The 19,162-nt window shown below is 72.0% G+C and carries 21 protein-coding genes; 15 read left to right on the plus strand and 6 right to left on the minus strand.

The window, feature by feature from the left end:
* Positions 1–11: 11 nt before the first annotated feature.
* Complete coding sequence (locus tag V1J52_RS07885; protein ID WP_330138928.1) at positions 12–434, minus strand: SsgA family sporulation/cell division regulator; 423 nt, start codon at positions 432–434, stop codon at positions 12–14.
* 237 nt (positions 435–671) lie between these two features.
* Here V1J52_RS07885 and V1J52_RS07890 point away from each other — a divergent pair, with 237 nt between their 5' ends.
* Entirely contained in the window at positions 672–1,991 is a 1,320-nt protein-coding gene (locus tag V1J52_RS07890) for an RDD family protein (protein WP_330138929.1), read from the plus strand.
* A 77-nt stretch (positions 1,992–2,068) separates the two neighbouring features.
* Positions 2,069–2,719, plus strand: a complete 651-nt coding sequence (locus V1J52_RS07895; protein WP_330138930.1) for an RDD family protein — start codon at positions 2,069–2,071, stop codon at positions 2,717–2,719.
* A 30-nt stretch (positions 2,720–2,749) separates the two neighbouring features.
* Here the strand turns inward: V1J52_RS07895 and V1J52_RS07900 are convergent, their stop codons facing one another.
* Positions 2,750–3,016, minus strand: coding sequence for a hypothetical protein (locus V1J52_RS07900; RefSeq protein WP_330138931.1), 267 nt, complete (start codon positions 3,014–3,016; stop codon positions 2,750–2,752).
* A gap of 413 nt (positions 3,017–3,429) precedes the next feature.
* Here V1J52_RS07900 and V1J52_RS07905 point away from each other — a divergent pair, with 413 nt between their 5' ends.
* Complete coding sequence (locus V1J52_RS07905; RefSeq protein WP_330139534.1) at positions 3,430–5,730, plus strand: immune inhibitor A domain-containing protein; 2,301 nt, start codon at positions 3,430–3,432, stop codon at positions 5,728–5,730.
* Between the two features lie 144 nt (positions 5,731–5,874).
* Complete coding sequence (locus V1J52_RS07910; protein ID WP_330138932.1) at positions 5,875–6,207, plus strand: hypothetical protein; 333 nt, start codon at positions 5,875–5,877, stop codon at positions 6,205–6,207.
* 57 nt (positions 6,208–6,264) lie between these two features.
* Here V1J52_RS07910 and V1J52_RS07915 read toward each other — a convergent pair whose 3' ends face one another.
* Entirely contained in the window at positions 6,265–6,846 is a 582-nt protein-coding gene (locus V1J52_RS07915) for an isochorismatase family protein (protein ID WP_330138933.1), read from the minus strand.
* A gap of 107 nt (positions 6,847–6,953) precedes the next feature.
* Entirely contained in the window at positions 6,954–8,291 is a 1,338-nt protein-coding gene (locus tag V1J52_RS07920; protein WP_330138934.1) for a nicotinate phosphoribosyltransferase, read from the minus strand.
* Between the two features lie 138 nt (positions 8,292–8,429).
* On the opposite strand from V1J52_RS07920, the gene clpS reads away from it, so the two are divergent.
* The 8 genes from clpS (at position 8,430) to V1J52_RS07960 (ending at position 14,391) form a co-directional block, all read left to right on the plus strand.
* Positions 8,430–8,729 carry an ATP-dependent Clp protease adapter ClpS gene (gene clpS / locus V1J52_RS07925; RefSeq protein ID WP_330138935.1) on the plus strand — a complete coding sequence of 100 codons (300 nt, stop codon included), beginning with the start codon at positions 8,430–8,432 and terminating at the stop codon, positions 8,727–8,729.
* A complete protein-coding gene (locus V1J52_RS07930; protein WP_330138936.1) occupies positions 8,729–9,325 on the plus strand; it encodes a DUF2017 domain-containing protein in 597 nt (198 codons plus the stop codon). The genes clpS and V1J52_RS07930 overlap by 1 nt, the downstream gene beginning before the upstream one ends.
* Before the next feature lie 425 nt (positions 9,326–9,750).
* Positions 9,751–11,322 carry an alanine/glycine:cation symporter family protein gene (locus tag V1J52_RS07935; RefSeq protein ID WP_330138937.1) on the plus strand — a complete coding sequence of 524 codons (1,572 nt, stop codon included), beginning with the start codon at positions 9,751–9,753 and terminating at the stop codon, positions 11,320–11,322.
* Between the two features lie 150 nt (positions 11,323–11,472).
* Entirely contained in the window at positions 11,473–11,913 is a 441-nt protein-coding gene (locus V1J52_RS07940; RefSeq protein WP_330138938.1) for a M67 family metallopeptidase, read from the plus strand.
* A 66-nt stretch (positions 11,914–11,979) separates the two neighbouring features.
* Complete coding sequence (locus V1J52_RS07945; protein WP_330138939.1) at positions 11,980–12,075, plus strand: putative leader peptide; 96 nt, start codon at positions 11,980–11,982, stop codon at positions 12,073–12,075.
* Between the two features lie 86 nt (positions 12,076–12,161).
* Positions 12,162–12,440, plus strand: coding sequence for a MoaD/ThiS family protein (locus tag V1J52_RS07950; RefSeq protein WP_330138940.1), 279 nt, complete (start codon positions 12,162–12,164; stop codon positions 12,438–12,440).
* Positions 12,440–13,390, plus strand: coding sequence for a PLP-dependent cysteine synthase family protein (locus tag V1J52_RS07955; RefSeq protein WP_330138941.1), 951 nt, complete (start codon positions 12,440–12,442; stop codon positions 13,388–13,390). Before V1J52_RS07950 ends, V1J52_RS07955 begins: the two co-directional genes overlap by 1 nt.
* A 245-nt stretch (positions 13,391–13,635) precedes the next feature.
* Positions 13,636–14,391, plus strand: a complete 756-nt coding sequence (locus V1J52_RS07960; RefSeq protein WP_330138942.1) for an MBL fold metallo-hydrolase — start codon at positions 13,636–13,638, stop codon at positions 14,389–14,391.
* Between the two features lie 117 nt (positions 14,392–14,508).
* Here the strand turns inward: V1J52_RS07960 and V1J52_RS07965 are convergent, their stop codons facing one another.
* Positions 14,509–15,774, minus strand: coding sequence for a PTS transporter subunit EIIC (locus V1J52_RS07965; RefSeq protein WP_330138943.1), 1,266 nt, complete (start codon positions 15,772–15,774; stop codon positions 14,509–14,511).
* Between the two features lie 302 nt (positions 15,775–16,076).
* On the minus strand, positions 16,077–17,330 hold the full coding sequence (locus V1J52_RS07970; protein WP_330138944.1) for a PTS transporter subunit EIIC: 1,254 nt from the start codon (positions 17,328–17,330) through the stop codon (positions 16,077–16,079).
* 198 nt (positions 17,331–17,528) lie between these two features.
* Here V1J52_RS07970 and V1J52_RS07975 point away from each other — a divergent pair, with 198 nt between their 5' ends.
* The 3 genes from V1J52_RS07975 (at position 17,529) to V1J52_RS07985 (ending at position 19,156) form a co-directional block, all read left to right on the plus strand.
* Entirely contained in the window at positions 17,529–17,762 is a 234-nt protein-coding gene (locus V1J52_RS07975; protein WP_166631116.1) for a PTS sugar transporter subunit IIB, read from the plus strand.
* A gap of 84 nt (positions 17,763–17,846) precedes the next feature.
* Positions 17,847–18,575, plus strand: a complete 729-nt coding sequence (gene rph, locus V1J52_RS07980; RefSeq protein ID WP_330138945.1) for a ribonuclease PH — start codon at positions 17,847–17,849, stop codon at positions 18,573–18,575.
* Between the two features lie 206 nt (positions 18,576–18,781).
* Positions 18,782–19,156, plus strand: a complete 375-nt coding sequence (locus tag V1J52_RS07985) for a hypothetical protein (RefSeq protein WP_330138946.1) — start codon at positions 18,782–18,784, stop codon at positions 19,154–19,156.
* Positions 19,157–19,162: the final 6 nt, after the last annotated feature.

The following is a 19,162-nucleotide window of genomic DNA, read 5'->3' on the forward strand; positions in this document are numbered from 1 at the left end:
GCGCCGCCCCGTCAGGCGCCCGGCTCCTCGCTGAACAGCGCGCCCAGCGCCGCGTCCAGCTCCAGTTCCGCGGACTCGCGGCCCGGCGGGACGAGCCGCAGCGTGCGCTCCACCCACGCGGCCACCGGCCCGGCCGGGGCCTCCAGCAGCGCCTCGCCCTCCGGGGAGCTGAGCGCCAGGCGCAGGGCGCCGCCGCCCGCCCGGCGGACCGGCCACACCCGCACGTCGCCCTCGCCGCAGGACCGCCGGGCGCCCTCCACGAGCAGTTCTCTGGCGAACGTCCAGTGGACGGGCCCGGACGAGCCGATGTGGAAGGTGACGTGGACGGCGTAGGGGTCGTCGGCGCGGTAGACGAGCCGGGCGGGTACCGGGACGCTGTGCTCGGGGGAGAGCACCAGCGTCAGTTCCAGCTCGCGTTCGACTGAGGTGTGCATGGTGGCTGCCCTTCCTCGGGTGCTGGGGCTGTGCGGCTGCACCGGATGAGAGCGGGCGGCCGGCGCATCATTACGCGACTTCCCCGATCACGTCAGAGGTTGCGCGGGGCACGGGTCACGTTTTCCGGCCCGAAGCGGTGGGGTCCGCCGCTGCCCCGGCGGCCCGCCGCCGGACTCTGGTAGATGTGGACGAGCACACCCACGACCCACGTCGGCCTAGCAGATTCGGGACCGGACATGAGCGCGCCTCCCTCGGCATCCGCCAACGGCAGCACCCCCGCAGGCTATTACCCGGACCCCTCCATCCCGGGCTATGTCCGCTACTGGGACGGTGCCGCCTGGATGCCGGGCACCAGCCGCCCCGAACCCCGCGCGGGCGAGCCCGCTCCCGGACCGCCCCCGGGCGCCCCGCCGCCCGCGCCGCCCGCCCCGTCGCCGCCTGCGCCCGTCCCGCCCGCGCCTGCGCCCGCCCCGGCGCCCGTCCCGCCCCCGCCCGCTCCGGAGCCGCCCGCCGGGCCGGAACCCGCCGCGCGGGCCGCTGCCGCCGGGGACGTGCCCGCGTCCCGCGCCGCCGCGGCGCCGGACCCCGTGCCGGACGCCGCGTCCCCCCGGCCGGACGGCGAGCCCGCCGCGTGGCAGGCCGACGCCGCCCGGCAGTCCGGATTCGGCGCCGCCGGGAACCGCGTCGCGTGGGGAGCCGCCCCCGCCGCCCCCGGCTTCGCCGATCCGCGCGGCGGCTGGCAGCAGCCGTCCCCGGACTCCCCGGGCCCCGCCCCCGCGTCGGCCCCCGCCGTCCGGGACGAGACGTACGCCCTGCGCCCGGCCCGCTCCGGTGCCCTGCCGCCCGGCCGGGAGCCGCAGCCGGAGCCGTCCGGCGGCTGGGCCCAGCAGGTGCAGGAGCTGGCCCGGCAGGCGCCGGCCGGGACGCCGCGCGGCCCGGCCGGCGCCGTGCCGGAGCCCGCGTCCGGCCGCCCGGCCGCCGGTTCCGCCCCGGTCGCGCCGTGGAAGCCCCCGGTCAGCGACCCCTTCCTCCAGTCCGCGCAGCACCAGGCCCGCCCCGCCGGGCTCGGCCGCCGGTTCACCGCCCGGCTGATCGACACCCTGGTGCAGGCCGCCGTGGCCGGTGCCGTCGCGGCGCCGCTGCTGCCGCGGGCCGCCGACCACGTCCGGGCCAAGGTGGACGCCGCCGAACAGGCGGGGGTGACGCGGGAGGTCTGGCTCGTCGACGGCACCACCGGCGGCTACCTCGCGCTCGTCATCGGCACCTTCCTGCTGTTCGGTCTGCTCTACGAGGCCGTGCCCACGGCGCGCTGGGGCCGTACGCTCGGCAAGAAGCTGCTGGGCGTGGAGGTCCTGCGCCTGGAGGAGCAGACGACACCCGGCTTCGGCGCCGCGTGCGTGCGCTGGCTGCTCCACGGGGTGCTGTCGCTGGCGGTGCTCGGCGTGCTGAACGCCGCCTGGTGCCTGTGGGACCGCCCGTGGCGGCAGTGCTGGCACGACAAGGCGGCCCGCACCTTCGTCGCCCGCCGCGCTCGGGGCGCCCTGCGCCCGGGCTGACGCCGCAGCACGGCGCACCGTCCCCCGTACGGGTCGTGCGGGATGCGGGCGGTACGGGTGCGCGGTCCACTCGGGCCATGAGCACCGACCAGCCGCAGCCCGGCGGGGAGCCGCCGGGGGACGACCCGTTCCGCAAGCCGCCGCCGTCCGCCCCGCCGCCCCCGGGCGCCGGCGGTGGTCACGGGTACGGGTACGGTGGCGGGGAGGCGTACGGCTCCGGGCCCGGTGCGTACGGCGACGTGTACGGCCCGCCCGATCCGCTGGCGGGGATGCCGCCGCTCGCGTCCCGCGGCAAGCGGCTGCTGGCCCGGATCGTGGACGCCTTCGTGGTGGGCGTCCCGGTCTTCCTGATCGGCGGGCTGCTCTTCGGGACGTGGGCGTATCAGGTGGGCGCGAGCACCGACGAGAACGCCTACGACAGCCGCGACTTCGCGCTGTCCCTGATCTACACGGCGGTGTACTTCCTGTACGAGGGCTGGATGCTGACCACCCGTGGCCAGACCCTCGGCAAGATGGCGCTGCGCATCCGGGTGGGCCTGCTGGACGACGGCGCGGTGCCCGAGGGCAACCCGGGGTGGTTCCGCGCCGCCGTCTACAACCTGCCGGCCGTTATCCCGTGCCTCGGCTCGCTGTTCTGGCTCGTCAACGTGGTCTGGTGCACGTGGGACCGCCCCTACCAGCAGTGCCTGCACGACAAGGCGGTCAAGACGGTCGTCGTCGAGGCGTGACCCGGCCCGGTGGGGAGCCGGACGCGCGGCTCAGCGGCGGAACGTCGCCTGCGGCACGCGCGGTTCGGCGGTGGCCGGTCCGGGTTCCGGCAGCGCGGCGTCCTGCCCGGTGCCCGGCGCCCGCTCCCTGGCCGGTGCCGTGAGCACCGCCACCGCGAGGCCCAGCACGAGCGCGCTGCTCGCGATGAGGACGGCACCGGTGCCGGACTCCGTCCGGGTGAGCAGGAGCAGGACGACGGCCGTCAGCAGGACGGTGGCGAAGCCGTAGAGGATCTGGGCGGGACTCGGACGCGGCATGGCGGAATCCGTCCTCGGGAGGTCAGCGGCGGAGGCCGATCGGTCATGTCGCGTACCGTCGGACGACTCTACGATGCGAGATGCCCCTGGGGGACGGGCGGCAAGCGTGACCTTACCCACGGCGCCGTTGCACGGGGGGCGCACGGAGTCACGTGACCGGGACGGTGTCAAGCACCGCCGGGTGAACGGCGGGCCGCGTCGGCGAACGCTCCGCGACGGCCGGGCCACGAGCAGGAGCGCAACCTACTCGATTGACGTGTATAAAACAAGGACTGTCTTTTCTCCGGTCCCTCGGGTCGAATTCCTCCCGTCAAGTCACCGCGCTTGCAGGGGAGGACATCACACCCGTGACCACACCACACCGTCGGTCCATAAGATCGAAGACCGCGGCACTGGCCACCGCCGTCGCCGCCATGGGAGCAGCCGCGCTGCTGCCCGCCACCGCGGCGCACGCGCAGGAGCCCCAGGACGAACTGCCCCATCCGCAGTCGCAGCCGCCCGCCGCCGAGCACGTCGAGCACGACCTTGAGGGTCCGCTGACCCACCAGCAGAACGCGCAGCGCCAGGCTGCGATGCAGAAGCTGGCCTCCGGCGAGAAGCCGCAGGCGAGGAACGGCTCCAAGGTCATGAAGCTGGGCCACAAGAAGTACGTCGAGATGGAGCAGGTGAAGACCGACAAGATCTTCACCATCCTCCTGGAGTTCGGCGACCAGGTGGACCCGCGGTTCGGCGGCACGCCCGGCCCGCTGCACAACCAGATCGCCGAGCCCGACCGCAGCAAGGACAACACCACGCTGTGGATGGAGGACTTCGACCGGGAGCACTTCACCGACGTCTACTTCGGCGACGGTGCGAACTCGGTGAAGACCTACTTCGAGACCCAGTCGTCCGGCAAGTACACCGTCGACGGCGAGGTCTCCGACTGGGTCAAGGTCGACTACAACGAGGCCCGCTACGGCAACAACGCCTGCGGCTCCAACGTCTGCAACACCGTGTGGGACGCCGTCCGCGACGGCGTCAACCAGTGGACCGAGGACCAGAAGGCCGCCGGGCAGACCACCGAGCAGATCCGCGAGCGGCTCGCCGAGTACGACGTGTGGGACCGCTACGACCACGACGGTGACGGCGACTTCAACGAGCCCGACGGCTACCTGGACCACTTCCAGTTCGTGCACGCCGGTGAGGACGAGTCCGCCGGCGGCGGCGCGCAGGGCACCGACGCCATCTGGGCGCACCGCTGGTACGCCTACGGCACCGACTACGGCAAGTCGGGCCCGGAGTTCAACAAGGCGGGCGGCACCGAGATCGGTGACACCGGCATCTGGGTCGGTGACTACACCGTCCAGCCCGAGAACGGCGGCCTGGGCGTCTTCGCCCACGAGTACGCCCACGACCTCGGCCTGCCGGACCTCTACGACACCTCCGGCACCGGAGAGTCCTCCGTCGCCTACTGGTCGCTGATGTCCTCCGGCTCCTGGCTCGGCAAGGGCGAGGACGCCATCGGCGACTGGGCCGGCGAGATGACGGCCTGGGACAAGCTGATGCTGGGCTGGCTCGACTACGACACGGCGAAGGCCGCGTCCCGGTCGATGCACACCCTCGCGCCGCAGGGCGACGAGCCCGGCAGCAACAAGAAGCGCAAGGGCAAGCAGGCGGTCATCGTCGAGCTGCCGGACAAGGAACTCACCACGACGGTCGTCAAGCCGGCCGCCGGTGAGATGCAGTGGTGGAGCGCCAGCGGCGACGACCTGCGCAACTCCCTGACCCGCTCCGTGGACCTGACCGGCGCCTCGACCGCCTCGCTCGACCTCAAGGGCTGGTGGGAGATCGAGGCCGGGTACGACTACCTGTACACGCAGGTCTCCACCGACGGCGGCGCGACCTGGAACGCGCTGGACGGCACCGCCGACGGCGAGCCGATCTCCCGTGACGGCAGCGGCACCCCGGCGCTGGACGGCGCCTCCGGCGGCTACGTGGACCTGTCCTACGACCTGAGCGCCTACGCGGGCCAGCAGGTGGACCTGCGGTTCCACTACCGCACGGACGGCGGCGTGGCCGAGATGGGCTTCGCGGCCGACGAGATCACCATCACCGCCGACGGCGAGACCGTCCTCCAGGACGGTGCCGAGGACGGCGACGCGGGCTGGACGGCCGAGGGCTTCGAGCGCATCGGCGAGTCCTTCACCAAGACGTACCCGCAGTACTACATCGTCGAGAACCGGCAGTACACGGGTTACGACAAGACGCTGAAGACGGGTCCGTACAACTTCGGCGACACCGCCACGCGTCCGGACTGGGTGGAGCACTTCCCGTACCAGAACGGCATGCTGGTGTGGCTGTGGGACACCTCGCAGCTCGACAACAACGTCGGCGTCCACCCCGGTGAGGGCCTCGTCCTGCCGGTCGACGCGCACGCCAAGCCCGAGAAGTGGTCGGACGGTTCGCTGATGCGCAACCGCATCCAGGCGTACGACTCGCCGTTCAGCTGGTACCCGAGCCGGGGCTTCACCCTGCACCAGATGGGGGAGCCGACGAAGATCAGCGGCAATCTGCCCAAGCCGTTCTTCGACGACCGCCTCGGCACCTACTGGTACGAGTCGAACCCGACCGGCGGTGTGAAGGTGCCCGACACCAACACCCGCATCACCATCGTCAGCGAGCCGCCGAACGGCAAGACGATGAAGATCACGGTGGGTACCTCGAAGTGGTGGTGAACCGCGCCCGAGCGTGACCGCCCCGGATACGGAGCGGTTTCACTCCAGGTCACCGCGTGAACGGCCGTCGCCCCCTAGCGGGCGGCGGCCGTTCGGCTATAGGAATGCGGTGACCGCAGGACACGACCGAACGGGGAGCCGGCCATGGGCGCAGGCGGCGGATACACACGGCAGCCCGACGGGAGCGTCGTCGTGGCGCTCTGGCTGCCGGGGCCGCACGGCGGCGAACGCGGACCCGTCCGGGTCCTGGTCCGCGCGGCGAACCGGGCCCGTGCCCTGACCAGGCTCCGGAACCTCGGGCTGCGCGCGGTCTACCTGCGGGGCAACGCCGCCCCGCCCACGCCGGACGAGGTGACGGCGGTGCTGCACCACCCCGACGGGCTGCTGTGGCGCCCGGCTCCGGCCGCGGAGTGGCACCTGTGGCGGCCCATCGCCGCCCTCCTGCGCCCCCCGCCGCCGCACGCGGCCGTCACCTGACCCGGCCGGACGCCGCCCGGCGGGCGGCTCAGGCGGGCGGGCTGGGGCGGGCCGGGCTCAGACGGGGTGGCCGGTGAGGCTCACTCCGGCGGTGCGGAGCTGGCCGAGTGCCGCTTCCGTGGTGGCGGGGGCGACGGCTGCGGTGAGGCCGAGCAGGACGCGGGTGCGGAAGCCCTCCGCCGCCGCGTCCAGCGCGGTCGCGCGCACGCAGTGGTCGGTCGCGATGCCGACGACGTCCACCTCCGTCACCTCGCGGGCGCGCAGCCAGTCCGTCAGCGGGACGCCGTTCTCGTCCGCGCCCTCGAAGCCGCTGTACGCGGCGGCGTGGGCGCCCTTGTCGAACACGGCCTCCACCGCGCCGGAGGCGATGGCGGGGGCGAAGTTCGGGTGGAAGCCCACGCCCTCGGTGCCCGCGACGCAGTGCCGGGGCCAGGAGTGCGTGAAGTCGGGACGCTCGGAGAAGTGGTCGCCGGGGTCGATGTGGTGGTCCCGGGTGGCCACGACGTGCCGGTAGCCGGCCGTCGCGTCGCCGACCAGGTCGGTGATGGCTGCGGCGACCTCGGAGCCGCCCGGCACGGCGAGGCTGCCGCCCTCGCAGAAGTCGTTCTGCACGTCGACGACGATCAGTGCCCGGTGCATGATGCACACCCTTCGGCTGGGGAGGTGAGTGGGGAGCCGGTGCCTGCCGGTGGCTTCGAGCCTAGAGCGCCCGGAACCGTTCCGGGAGGGCACGGCGCGGCACGGGGTCAGCGGTCGGCGTACACCGTCTCCAGGACGGGGTCGCCGGCCGAGAGCTGGGTGGCCGACAGCGGCAGCCCGGCGCGGGCCCTGCGGTGCCGCTCGCGCGGGACGTGCAGGGGTTCGCGGCCGACGACCTCGCCGCCGCGCACCAGCTCCACGGTCAGTTCCCGGTCCGCCAGCCCGTCGGGCACCGGCCCGGTGCCGATCACCTCCGCCTCGGCGAGCCCGTCCGGGCCCGGCCGCCGGGCCGCCCACTTCGCGCCGCCGACGGACAGCTTGCCGCCCATGGACTTCTTCGCCACGGGACGCAGCGGGGCCGCCGGGTCGTCGCTGTCGGCGCGGGCCACCAGCTTGTAGACCATCGAGGCTGTCGGGTGGCCGCTGCCGGTCACCAGGCGGGTGCCGACGCCGTAGGCGTCCACCGGCGCCACGGCCAGCGAGGCGATGGCGTACTCGTCCAGGTCGCTGGTGACGATGACGCGGGTGTCGCGGGCGCCCAGCTCGTCCAGTTGCCGGCGCACGCGGTGGGCGAGCAGCAGCAGGTCACCGGAGTCGATGCGCACCGCGCCGAGGCCGGGCCCCGCGACCTCGACGGCCGTGCGCACGGCCTCGGTGACGTCGTAGGTGTCCACCAGCAGCGTCGTGCCGGAGCCCATCGAGTCGACCTGGGCGGTGAACGCGTCCCGTTCGGTGTCGTGCAGCAGCGTGAAGGAGTGCGCGCTCGTGCCCACGGTGGGGATGCCGTAGCGGAATCCGGCGGCGAGGTCGGAGGTGGAGGTGAAGCCCCCGACGTAGGCGGCCCGCGCCGCGGCCACCGCCGACAGCTCGTGCGTGCGGCGGGCGCCCATCTCCACGAGCGGCCGGTCCCCGGCGGCGACGGCCATCCGGGACGCCGCGGCGGCCACCGCCGAGTCGTGGTTGAGGATGGACAGGATCACCGTCTCCAGCAGCACGCACTCCGCGAAGGTGCCCTCGACCCGCAGGAGGGGCGAGCCGGGGAAGTACACCTCGCCCTCGGGGTAGCCGCTGATGTCCCCGCGGAAGCGGTAGCCGGCCAGCCAGCGCAGGGTGGGCTCGTCCACGATGCGCCGCTCGCGCAGGAAGTCGAGCACGGCGGGTTCGAAGCGGAAGTTCTCCACCGCGTCGAGCACCCGGCCGGTGCCGGCGACCACGCCGTAGCGGCGGCCCTCGGGCAGGCGGCGGGTGAAGACCTCGAACACCGAGCGACGGTGCGCGGTGCCTCCGCGCAGCGCCGCCTGCACCATCGTCAGCTCGTACTGGTCGGTGAACAGCGCCGTCGAGGGCACGGCGACCGGCAGACCCAGCTCTCCAGCAACGTCCATGCGGCGATGCTACCCCACATCTCGTCACTGTGACGATATGCGGAGGAGGCCGGTCCGGACGCGTCCGTGCGGGTGCGCGTGACCCCGGTGGCGGGAGGTGTTTGCACACCGCCCGGGGGGCGGTGGCAGCATGGAACCGTGACCGTACCCCTGGAGATCGAACGGACCGAGGCGGACGAGGCTGCCGAGGCGGTGCCCGAGCCGGACGTCCCCTGGGTGACGGTCGTGCACAACGACCCCGTCAACCTGATGAGCTACGTGACGTACGTGTTCCAGGCGTACTTCGGCTACTCCAAGGACAAGGCGAACGCACTGATGCTCGACGTCCACCACAAGGGCCGCGCGATCGTCTCCAGCGGCTCCCGCGAGGAGATGGAGCGCGACGTGCAGGCGATGCACGGCTACGGCCTGTGGGCGACCCTCCAGCAGGAGCGCTGATGGCCGGCCGGTTCGAACCCTCCGCGAGTGTGCCCGGCGGCGCCGCCATCGCCCTGGACGAGGTGGAGGTGTCCATCCTGCGCAGTCTCACCGTCCAGCTCCTGGAGCTGATCGGCCCGGGGGAGACGCCCTCCGCCGACGCGGACCCGCTGGCCGAGCTGTTCACCGACGGGCCCACCGAGCCGCCGAGCGATCCCGCGCTGGCCCGGCTCTTCCCGGACGCCTACACCGGTCCCGGAGAGCGCGCCGACCGGACCGCCCGGGAGTACGGCGCCGAGTTCCGCCGCTTCACCGAGACCGAACTGCGCGCCCGCAAGCGGCAGGACGGGCTGGCCGTCGTGCACGCCCTGGACAGCCTCCAGCCGGGCGGCGCGGACGCCGCCGTCCTCACCCTGGCGCCCGAGGACTCCCGGCGCTGGCTCGGAGCCCTCAACGACCTGCGGCTGACGCTCGCGGCGCGGCTGGAGATCGGCGACGAGGACGAGGCGGGCGGCCTGTACGCGCTGCCGGACCACGATGCGCGCAAGCCGCTGGTCATGGCCTACCTGTGGCTGGGGGGCCTCCAGGAGACCCTGGTCGAGACGCTGCTGCCCTGACGGGACGCCGCTGCCCGGAGCGCCGGAAGGGCCGCCCCCTTTCCCCGGTGCGGGGAGTGGAAGCGGAATCTCCAATTCTTTTCCCGGCGGGAGCGGTGTGCTCCATTACCGGTGCGTACGGTAATCGGTAATGACCGATAATCGGCATGCACCTGTGTTCTCAGCGGGTCAGATGCACCACCCGTCCGCTTATGTCGCCCCGTGACTCGACCGTAATGCGAACGTGTGATGCCTGTCACATGTAGGCGGTCGCCCTCCGTGGTAGGAACGGCCAATCCGATATTTACGCCGAGCTGACGGCTGGGCGAACACATCGGCGTAGATCGCGCAGGGCCCGCAGGACAAAGACGTTCACCAGTCCGATCGCACCACCGGCAACCGCCGGCGTCCCCTATACCGCAGCTGCATTTAGCCAGAGGTCATTCATGGCAACCAGCGAAACGTCCTGGACCGAATCGGTCGACGAAGCCATCAACGGCTTTGTCGAGCCGGTCGCCAACTTTCTGGGCGACATCGTCTTCTACAGCGTCAACATCAACGGCACAGACTTCCCACTGATCGTCGGCTGGCTCGTCGTCGCCGGTCTGGTCTTCACCGGCTACTTCGGCTTCGCGCAGCTCAAGCACATTCCGGTCGCCTACCGCCTGGTGCGCGGAAAGTACGACCAGAAGGACGCCCCCGGCGAGGTCAACCACTTCCAGGCGCTGACCTCGGCCGTCTCCGGAACGGTCGGACTCGGCAACATCGCCGGTGTCGCCATCGCGATCTCCATCGGCGGCCCCGGCGCCACCTTCTGGATGGTCCTGTGCGGCCTCCTGGGCATGGCGACGAAGTTCGTCGAGTGCACGCTCGGTGTGAAATACCGGGAATTCAACGCCGACGGCTCCGTCAACGGCGGACCGATGCTCTACCTGCGCAAGGGCCTCGCCGAGATGGGCCTGCCCACCCTGGGCAAGGTGCTCGCCGTCCTCTCCGCGCTCATGCTGCTGTTCTTCACCTTCTTCGGCGGCAACCTCTTCCAGATCAACCAGTCCCTGGAGCAGATCGTCTCGGTCACCGGTGGTGACGACAGCCTCTTCGCCACCAGCGGCGGCGCGATCTTCTACGGCCTGCTGGTCGCGGCGCTCGTCGCCCTCGTGCTGATCGGTGGCATGCGGTCCATCGGCGCCGTCACCAGCCGCCTGGTGCCGACGATGGCGATCGTCTACGTCATCGCCTGTCTGCTGGTCATCACCTTCAACATCACCGCCGTGCCGGACGCGCTCGGCACGATCTTCAGCGAGGCGTTCAACCCGCAGGGCGTCGCCGGCGGCCTGCTCGGCGCGCTGATCGTCGGTTTCCAGCGTGCCGCGTTCTCCAATGAGGCCGGTATCGGCTCGGCCCCCATCGCGCACTCCGCGGTGAAGACCAAGCGGCCCGCCACCGAGGGTCTCGTGGCGATGATGGAGCCGTTCATCGACACCGTCGTCATCTGCACGATGACCGCCCTGACCATCGTCATCGCGGGCGGTCCCCGCTACCAGGAGACCCGGGACGCCGCCATGAGCGGCGAGAGCATCGACACCAGCACCAGCGCGGGCATCTCGATCACCTCGGACGCCTTCGACACCGCGCTGCCCTGGTTCCCGGCGGTGCTGACCGTCGCAGTGGTCCTGTTCGCCTTCTCCACGGTCATCACCTGGGGCTACTACGGCCTCAAGTGCTGGGGCTACCTGTTCGGCCACAGCAAGACCGGCGACCTGGTCTACAAGATCCTGTTCAGCGTGATCATCGTGGCCGGCACCCTGCTGAGCCTGGGCACCCTGGTCAGCCTGTCGGACTCCACGGTGTTCCTGGCGGCGCTGTTCAACATCATCGGCCTCTACCTGCTGGCGCCGGTGGTCAAGAAGGAGCTGCGCAAGGTCCTCAACTACGTCCGCCGCCGCGACGCCGGCGACTCGGAGGAGGAGATCGAGGCCGCCGAGGCCGCCGAGGAGAGCGCCGTCCTGAGCAAGTGACGCGCCCTCCCGGCCGCGGCCGGGAGGGGCGGGCGAGCCCCGTCCGGCCGCCGGCCCGGCCCGCGCCCGGCCCGCCGGGCCGCACGGCCCGCGTGCCCCGGCCCGCACCGCCACGGTGCGGGCCGGGGCACGCCGCTTATCCTGTCCGCCATGCTGACCATCACCCGAGCGCTGTACGACCAGATCGTGGCCCACGCCCGCGCGGACCACCCCGACGAGGCGTGCGGCGTCGTGGCCGGGCCGGAGGGCCAGGGCCGCCCCGAGCGGTTCGTCCCGATGCTGAACGCCGCCCGCTCGCCGACGTTCTACGAGTTCGACTCCACCGACCTGCTCAAGCTCTACCGGGAGATGGACGACCGGGACGAGGAGCCCGCCGTCATCTACCACTCCCACACCGCGACCGAGGCGTACCCCTCGCGCACCGACATCTCCTACGCGAACGAACCGGGCGCCCACTACGTGCTCGTCTCCACCGCCGAGTGCGGCAACGGCGAAGGCCCCGTGTCCTTCCGGTCGTTCCGCATCGTGGACGGCACGGTGACCGAGGAGGAGGTCCGGATCGTCGACGCCTACGCCTCCGCGCCGATGTGAGACGGAGTCGTCCGCATCATGAAACACCCGTCCGATTCGGGGACCGGGAATCGTTACGATGAGCCCATGGTTATCCACGACGTGAACGCCGAGGCCCCGGGCAGCATGCTCGTCGCGCGCCTGCACGTCGACCTGTGCCGCCTCTCCAGCGCCATGTGTTGAGCCGTCCGTCCCCACCGGGACCGACGCCGCACCTCCCGCACGCCTGCCCTCGCGCACCCGTCTTCCACACCCCCAGGAGCACACCCATGGCCATCGAGGTCCGCATCCCGACCATCCTCCGCACCTACACCGACGGCCAGAAGGCCGTCGAGGGCAACGGCGGCACGCTGGCCGAGCTGTTCGCGGACCTGGAGTCCCGGCACAACGGCATCCGTGAGCGCCTGGTGGACGACGGCGAGCTGCGCCGCTTCGTGAACGTCTACCTCAACGACGAGGACGTGCGCTTCCTCGACGGCATCAACACCAAGCTCGGCGACGGGGACAGCGTCACCATCCTCCCCGCCGTCGCCGGGGGCATGCGCTGATGCGCCACGACTCCCCGCTGGCCGCGGTGGGCAACACGCCCCTGGTCCGGCTGCCGCGGCTCTCCCCGGCCGAGGACGTGCGGATCTGGGCGAAGCTGGAGGACCGCAACCCCACCGGCTCCATCAAGGACCGCCCGGCGCTGTTCATGATCGAGCAGGCCGAGAAGGACGGCCGGCTCACCCCCGGCTGCACCATCCTGGAGCCCACCTCGGGGAACACCGGCATCTCGCTGGCGATGGCCGCGAAGCTCAAGGGCTACCGGATCGTGTGCGTCATGCCGGAGAACACCAGCGAGGAACGGCGCCAGCTCCTGGCGATGTGGGGCGCCGAGATCATCTCCTCGCCCGCCGCGGGCGGTTCCAACACCGCCGTGCGGGTGGCCAAGGAGCTGGCGGCCGAGCACCCCGAGTGGGTGATGCTCTACCAGTACGGCAACCCGGACAACGCGGGCGCCCACTACGCCACCACGGGCCCGGAGATCCTGGCCGACCTGCCGTCCGTCACCCACTTCGTCGCCGGGCTCGGCACCACCGGCACCCTCATGGGGGCGGGCCGGTACCTGCGCGAGCACCGTCCCGGCATCCAGATCGTCGCCGCGGAGCCCCGCTACGACGACCTGGTGTACGGCCTGCGCAACCTGGACGAGGGCTTCGTGCCCGAGCTGTACGACGCGTCCGTCCTCACCACGCGGTTCTCCGTCGGCTCCGAGGACGCGGTCACCCGCACCCGCGAGCTGCTCGCCGAGGAGGGCATCTTCGCGGGAGTCTCCACGGGCGCCGCGCTGCACGCGGCCATCGGCGTCGGGCGCAAGGCGCTGCGCGCGGGGGAGTCCGCGGACATCGTCTTCGTCGTCGCGGACGGCGGCTGGAAGTACCTCTCGACCGGCATCTACACCGCCGCGTCCACCGAGGAGGCCGTGGCCCGTCTGCACGGCCAGCTCTGGGCGTAGCGCACCGGCACCGGGCCGCCGCCGCGGCCCGTCCCGCCGCTGAGGGACCCGGCCTCGTGGGGCCGGGTCCCTCAGCGGTGTCCGGGACGTGACCGTGCCGCGTCCTTCCGGGGGCACCCGTTCTGGGCCGTCCCCCGCGCTGGTGATTCCGCCCACACCGCGGCGGTCCGGAGCAGCCACCCGTGCGGACGGCCCTTACGCTCGGAGGACCCCTCCCACCGGGCCGCACGGAGGTTCCCGCCCCTATGAAGCTCACCGTCGTCGGCTGCTCGGGCTCGTTCCCGTCCGCGGACTCGGCCTGTTCGAGTTACCTCGTCGAGGCCGACGGCTACCGTCTGCTGCTCGACATGGGCAACGGCGCCCTGGGCGAGTTGCAGCGCCACTGCGGCCTGTACGACCTGGACGCGATCGTGCTGAGCCACCTGCACGCCGACCACTGCATCGACATGTGCGCCTACTTCGTGGCCCGGTACTACCGCTTCGAGGGCGGGCGGTGCGCTCCGCTGCCCGTCCACGGGCCGCGGGGCACCGAGGAGCGGCTGACGACGGCGTACGCGGACACGCCGTCGGACTCCTCGATGCGCGAGGTCTTCGGCTTCCGTGATCTGGTCTCCGGCGCGGATTTCGAGCTGGGCCCCTTCCGCATCCGCGCGGAGGAGGTGGCGCACCCCGTCGAGGCGTACGGCTTCCGCATCGAGCAGGGCGGCTCCGTCCTCACCTACTCGGGTGACACCGGGCAGTGCTCCGCCCTCACGGACCTGGCCCGCGACGCGGACCTGTTCCTGTGCGAGGCGTCCTTCACGCACGGCAAGGAGGACGTGCCCGACCTGCACCTCAACGGCCGCGAGGCCGGGGAGTGCGCGCAGGAGGCGGGCGCGTCCCGGCTCGTCCTCACCCACGTCCCGCCGTGGACGGACGCGCAGGTCAACCTGCGTGACGCGAAGGCCGCCTTCGACGGCCCGGCCGAGCTGGCCCGGCCCGGCGCCGTCTACGAGTTCTGACCCGCGGCCGGGCGTTCCCGCACCGGCGGGGTCCCGGCGGTGCGCCGCGGACGCGCCGGGGCCCCGCCGTCGCGGTGACGGCGGGGCCCCGGCGCGTCGCGGAGGGCGCGGCCCGGGTTACTTGGCCTCGGCCTTCTGGAGTTCGGCCAGCTCCTCGTCGGACTCGCGGCCCGGCGTGGGGAGGTTGAACTTCGTGATGGCGAACCGGAAGACCACGTAGTAGACGGCGGCGAAGCACAGGCCGACCAGGGCGAGCCCGAAGGGGTTCGTCGCGATCCCCAGGTTGAGGAAGTAGTCGACCGCGCCGGCGGAGAACCCGAAGCCGTCCTTCATGCCGAGCGCCCAGGTCAGCGCCATGGAGACACCGGTCAGCACCGCGTGGATCGCGTAGAGGACCGGCGCGATGAACATGAAGGTGAACTCGATGGGCTCGGTGACGCCGGTGACGAACGAGGTCAGGGCGAGCGAGAACATCATGCCGCCGACGACCTTGCGGCGCTCGGGGCGGGCGCAGTGCGTGATGGCCAGGCAGGCGGCGGGCAGGGCGAACATCATGATCGGGAAGAAGCCGGTCATGAACTGGCCGGCCGTCGGGTCACCGGCGAGGAAGCGGGCGATGTCGCCGCTCTTGCCCTCGTAGGAACCGGCCTGGAACCACGGGAAGGAGTTCAGCAGGTGGTGCATGCCGACCGGGATGAGCGCCCGGTTGGCGACGCCGAAGATGCCCGCGCCGACGGCGCCGGAGCCGACGAGCCACTCGCCGAAGTTGTGCAGCCCCGTGCCGAGGACGGGCCAGATGTAGCCGAACAGGATGCCGATGACGAGCCCGGCGAAGGCCGACAGGATCGGCACCAGGCGGCGGCCGCCGAAGAAGCCCGCCCAGTCGGGGAGCTTGGTGCGGTAGAAGCGCTGGTAGAGCAGGGCCACGACGATGCCCATGACGACACCGCCGAGCACGCCGGCGTTGACCGGCGCCTCCACGTAGACGATCTTGTCGTCGACGACGGTGGCGACCTTGGGCAGGTTGCCGTCGGTGAAGGTGCCGAGCACCTTCTGGAACACCAGGTAACCGGCCACGGCGGCGAGCGCGGTCGAGCCGTCCGACTTCTTGGCGAAGCCGATGGCGATGCCGACGGCGAACAGCAGCGCCATGTTGCTGAGGATGGCGTCACCGCCCGCGGCCATGAACCCGGCGATGGTGGTCAGGAACGCCGGGAAGGACTCACGGCCGAGCATGTCGTCGTTGCCGAGCCGGACGAGGAGCGCTGCGGCGGGCAGCACCGCGACCGGCAGCATGAGGCTGCGGCCGATGCGCTGCATGACGGCCATCACGCGCGCACCCATCTTCTTTTCGGCCGCGGGGGCCTCGCTAGCCGTGGACATCCGAACTTCCTCCAAGGGGGCACAAGGCGCCGCCGAAGGGGAAGGGGGAAGACGGCGGCGTCTTCGAACTGGGTGACGGCACGCCGAGGCGGTCTACACCACCCAGTGGTTTAGACCTGTTGTAACACGGTAGGAGCCGGAAGAGGAACCCGCGAGAGCGCGATCACCGGCATAACCGGACACAGCGGACGAAAGCCCTCGAAGCGGACGGTCTCCGCCGCGGCTCGCGGCGCCCCCGACCTTACGCCACCGTCCGGTCCCGCCATGTCGCGGGGGCGGTGCGGGAGTTGGCGCGGCGCGGGCTACTTGAGGTTCTCCGCCTCCATCGCGGCGATCTCCTCGTCGGACTCCCGGCCCGGCGTCTTGAGGTCGAACTTCGTGATGACCAGGCGGAACAGCACGTAGTACACCACCGCGAAGCCGAGGCCGATGGGGATGATCAGCCACGGCTTCGTCGCCTGTCCGTAGTTGAGGACGTAGTCGAAGAGGCCGGCCGAGAAGGTGAATCCCTCGCGGATGCCCAGCGCCCAGGTCAGGGCCATGGACACGCCCGTCAGCAGGGCGTGGATGCCGTACAGCACCGGGGCGAGGTAGACGAACGAGAACTCGATGGGCTCGGTCACGCCGGTGACGAACGAGGTCAGGGCGAGGGAGACCATCATGCCGGTGACGGCCTTGCGGCGCTCGGGGCGGGCGCAGTGCGCGATGGCCAGGCAGGCGGCGGGCAGGGCGAACATCATGATCGGGTAGAAGCCGGTCATGAACATCCCGGCCTCGGGGTCGCCCGCCAGGAAGCGGAAGAAGTCGCCGTTGACCTCCTCGCCGTCCTCGTCGGTGTAGGAGCCGAACTGGTACCAGGCGAACGTGTTGATCAGCATGTGCATCCCGAACGGGATGAGCAGCCGGTTCAGGACGCCGAAGATGCCCGAGCCCCAGGCGCCGAGCCCGGACAGCCCCTCGGCGGCGCTGTCGAGCCCGTTGCCGATGGGCGCCCAGCCGTAGCCGAAGACGACGGCGAGGACCAGGGCGATGAAGGACATGAGTACGGGGATGAAGCGGCGCCCGGAGAAGAAGCCGAGCCAGTCCGGCAGCCGGGTGCGGTGGTAGCGCTCCCAGACCTTCGCCGTGATGATGCCGAGCACCACACCGCCCAGGACCCCGGGGTTCACCGGTTCGCCGGTGACGTCGCTGGTGAAGGCGCTCTCCAGGGTGGAGGTGAACACCAGGTACGCGACGACCGCCGCGAAGGCGGTCGAGCCGTCGGCCCGCCGGGCGAAGCCGATCGCCACGCCGACGCAGAACAGGATGGCGATGTTGTCGATGATGCCGCCGCCCGCCCCGCTGAAGACCGCCGCCAGCCGGTCCCAGCCGAGCCCCTCCTCGCCGAGCACGTCGGGCTGGCCGAGCCGCAGGATCAGACCGGCGGCGGGCAGCGCCGCGACCGGGAGCTGGAGGCTGCGGCCGAGCTTCTGGAGCGACTGGAGGGTCGCCTGCCGCAGGGTGCGGCGCGGTTTGCGCTGCGGCGTACCCTGCGGGGCGGCGGCGTCGGAACTCATCGGCGCTCTCCCGGTTTGGCCTGGGGGCGTGTGCTGGTGTAGACCAGCTCACGGGCGACGGGTCGGCACGGCCCGCGGTGCCGGGCCGGTGATCGTCATCTTTCGGCACATCCGGCGCTTTCGCGCGCGAGCATGGGCCAACCGTGGGCTAATGTGGCAATCTGACCGCTGGCGGCCCGAGACACCAGGAGAATCCGTATGGCCAGCAAGGCTGAGAAGATCGTCGCCGGGCTCGGTGGGCTCGACAACATCGAAGAGGTCGAGGGCTGCATCACGCGGCTGCGCACCGAGGTCAACGACCCCTCCCTCGTGGACGAGGCCGCGCTCAAGGCCGCCGGCGCGCACGGCGTGGTGAAGATGGGCACCGCCATCCAGGTCGTCATCGGCACCGACGCGGACCCGATCGCCGGCGAGATCGAAGACATGATGTGAGCCGGGGCGCCCCGCGGCGCCCCGTGGCCGAAGGCCCGTCCCCCTCGGAACGGGCCTTCCGCTTTTGCTACTAGGCTCGCCCCCATGTCTCGAATCGACGGCCGCACAGCCGAGCAGCTCCGTCCCGTCACCATTGAGCGGAACTGGAGCAAACACGCCGAGGGCTCCGTCCTCGTGTCCTTCGGCGACACGAAGGTGCTCTGCACCGCCAGCGTCACCGAGGGCGTACCGCGCTGGCGCCGCGGCAGCGGCGAGGGCTGGGTCACCGCCGAGTACGCGATGCTGCCGCGCGCCACCAACACCCGCGGCGACCGCGAGTCCGTGCGCGGCAAGATCGGCGGGCGCACCCACGAGATCTCCCGCCTCATCGGCCGCTCGCTGCGCTCGGTGGTGGACTTCAAGGCCCTGGGCGAGAACACGATCGTGCTCGACTGCGACGTCCTCCAGGCCGACGGCGGCACCCGCACGGCCGCGATCACCGGCGCCTACGTCGCACTGGCCGACGCCGTCGCCTTCTGCCACGAGCGCAAGCTCGTCAAGGCCAAGGCCCAGCCGCTCACCGGGACCGTCGCCGCCGTCAGCGTCGGCATCGTCGGCGGCGTCCCCCTCGCCGACCTCTGCTACGAGGAGGACGTGCGCGCCGAGACCGACATGAACGTCGTCTGCACCGGCGACGGCCGCTTCGTGGAGGTGCAGGGCACCGCCGAGGGCGCGCCGTTCGACCGCGCGGAGCTGGACGCGCTCCTCGGCCTCGGCGTCACCGGCTGCGCGCAGCTCGACGGTGCCCAGCGCCAGGCGCTCGGCGGCCGGTGAGCCGGACCCGTCCGGCGCCCCCGCCGCGCGGGAGGGCCGCCGTCCGGCAACCTCCGCCGCGCGGCAACCTCCGCGGCCCCGCGGACGTCCTAGCCGGTACGGGCCGTACGCTTGGCGGCGTGCGGCCCGGCCAGCCCCCTTGCCGCGCCCCGGTGGAACGCCCCGCGGCGACCGCCCGGCACCGGACACGGAATGAGGAACCCGACGTGCGTCGCCTCCTGTTCACCGCAGCAGCCACCACCCTCGCGGCCACCGCCCTCCTCGGGTGCGGGGCCATCGAGAAGGCCCTCGACTGCGCCAACACCGCCGTGGTCGTCGCCGAGAGCGTGAACGACCTCCAGACCGCCGTCTCCGGTGCCGCCGAGAACCCGGCCGAGGCGCGCGAGGCGCTCGACCGCATCGACGCGAACCTCGACAAGATCGACGAGAACACCGGGGACAGCGACGTCAGCGGCGCCGTCACCGACCTGCGCACCTCCGTGGACGAGATCCGCCAGTCCCTAGACAACGGCGAGGTCCCCGACGTCAGCGGGGCCGTGTCCGCCGCCGACAAGCTGACCAACGTCTGCACCCCGAACTGAGCGAAC

This window comes from Streptomyces solitudinis (assembly GCF_036323765.1).
In the GTDB taxonomy this organism is placed as follows: Bacteria; Actinomycetota; Actinomycetes; order Streptomycetales; family Streptomycetaceae; genus Streptomyces.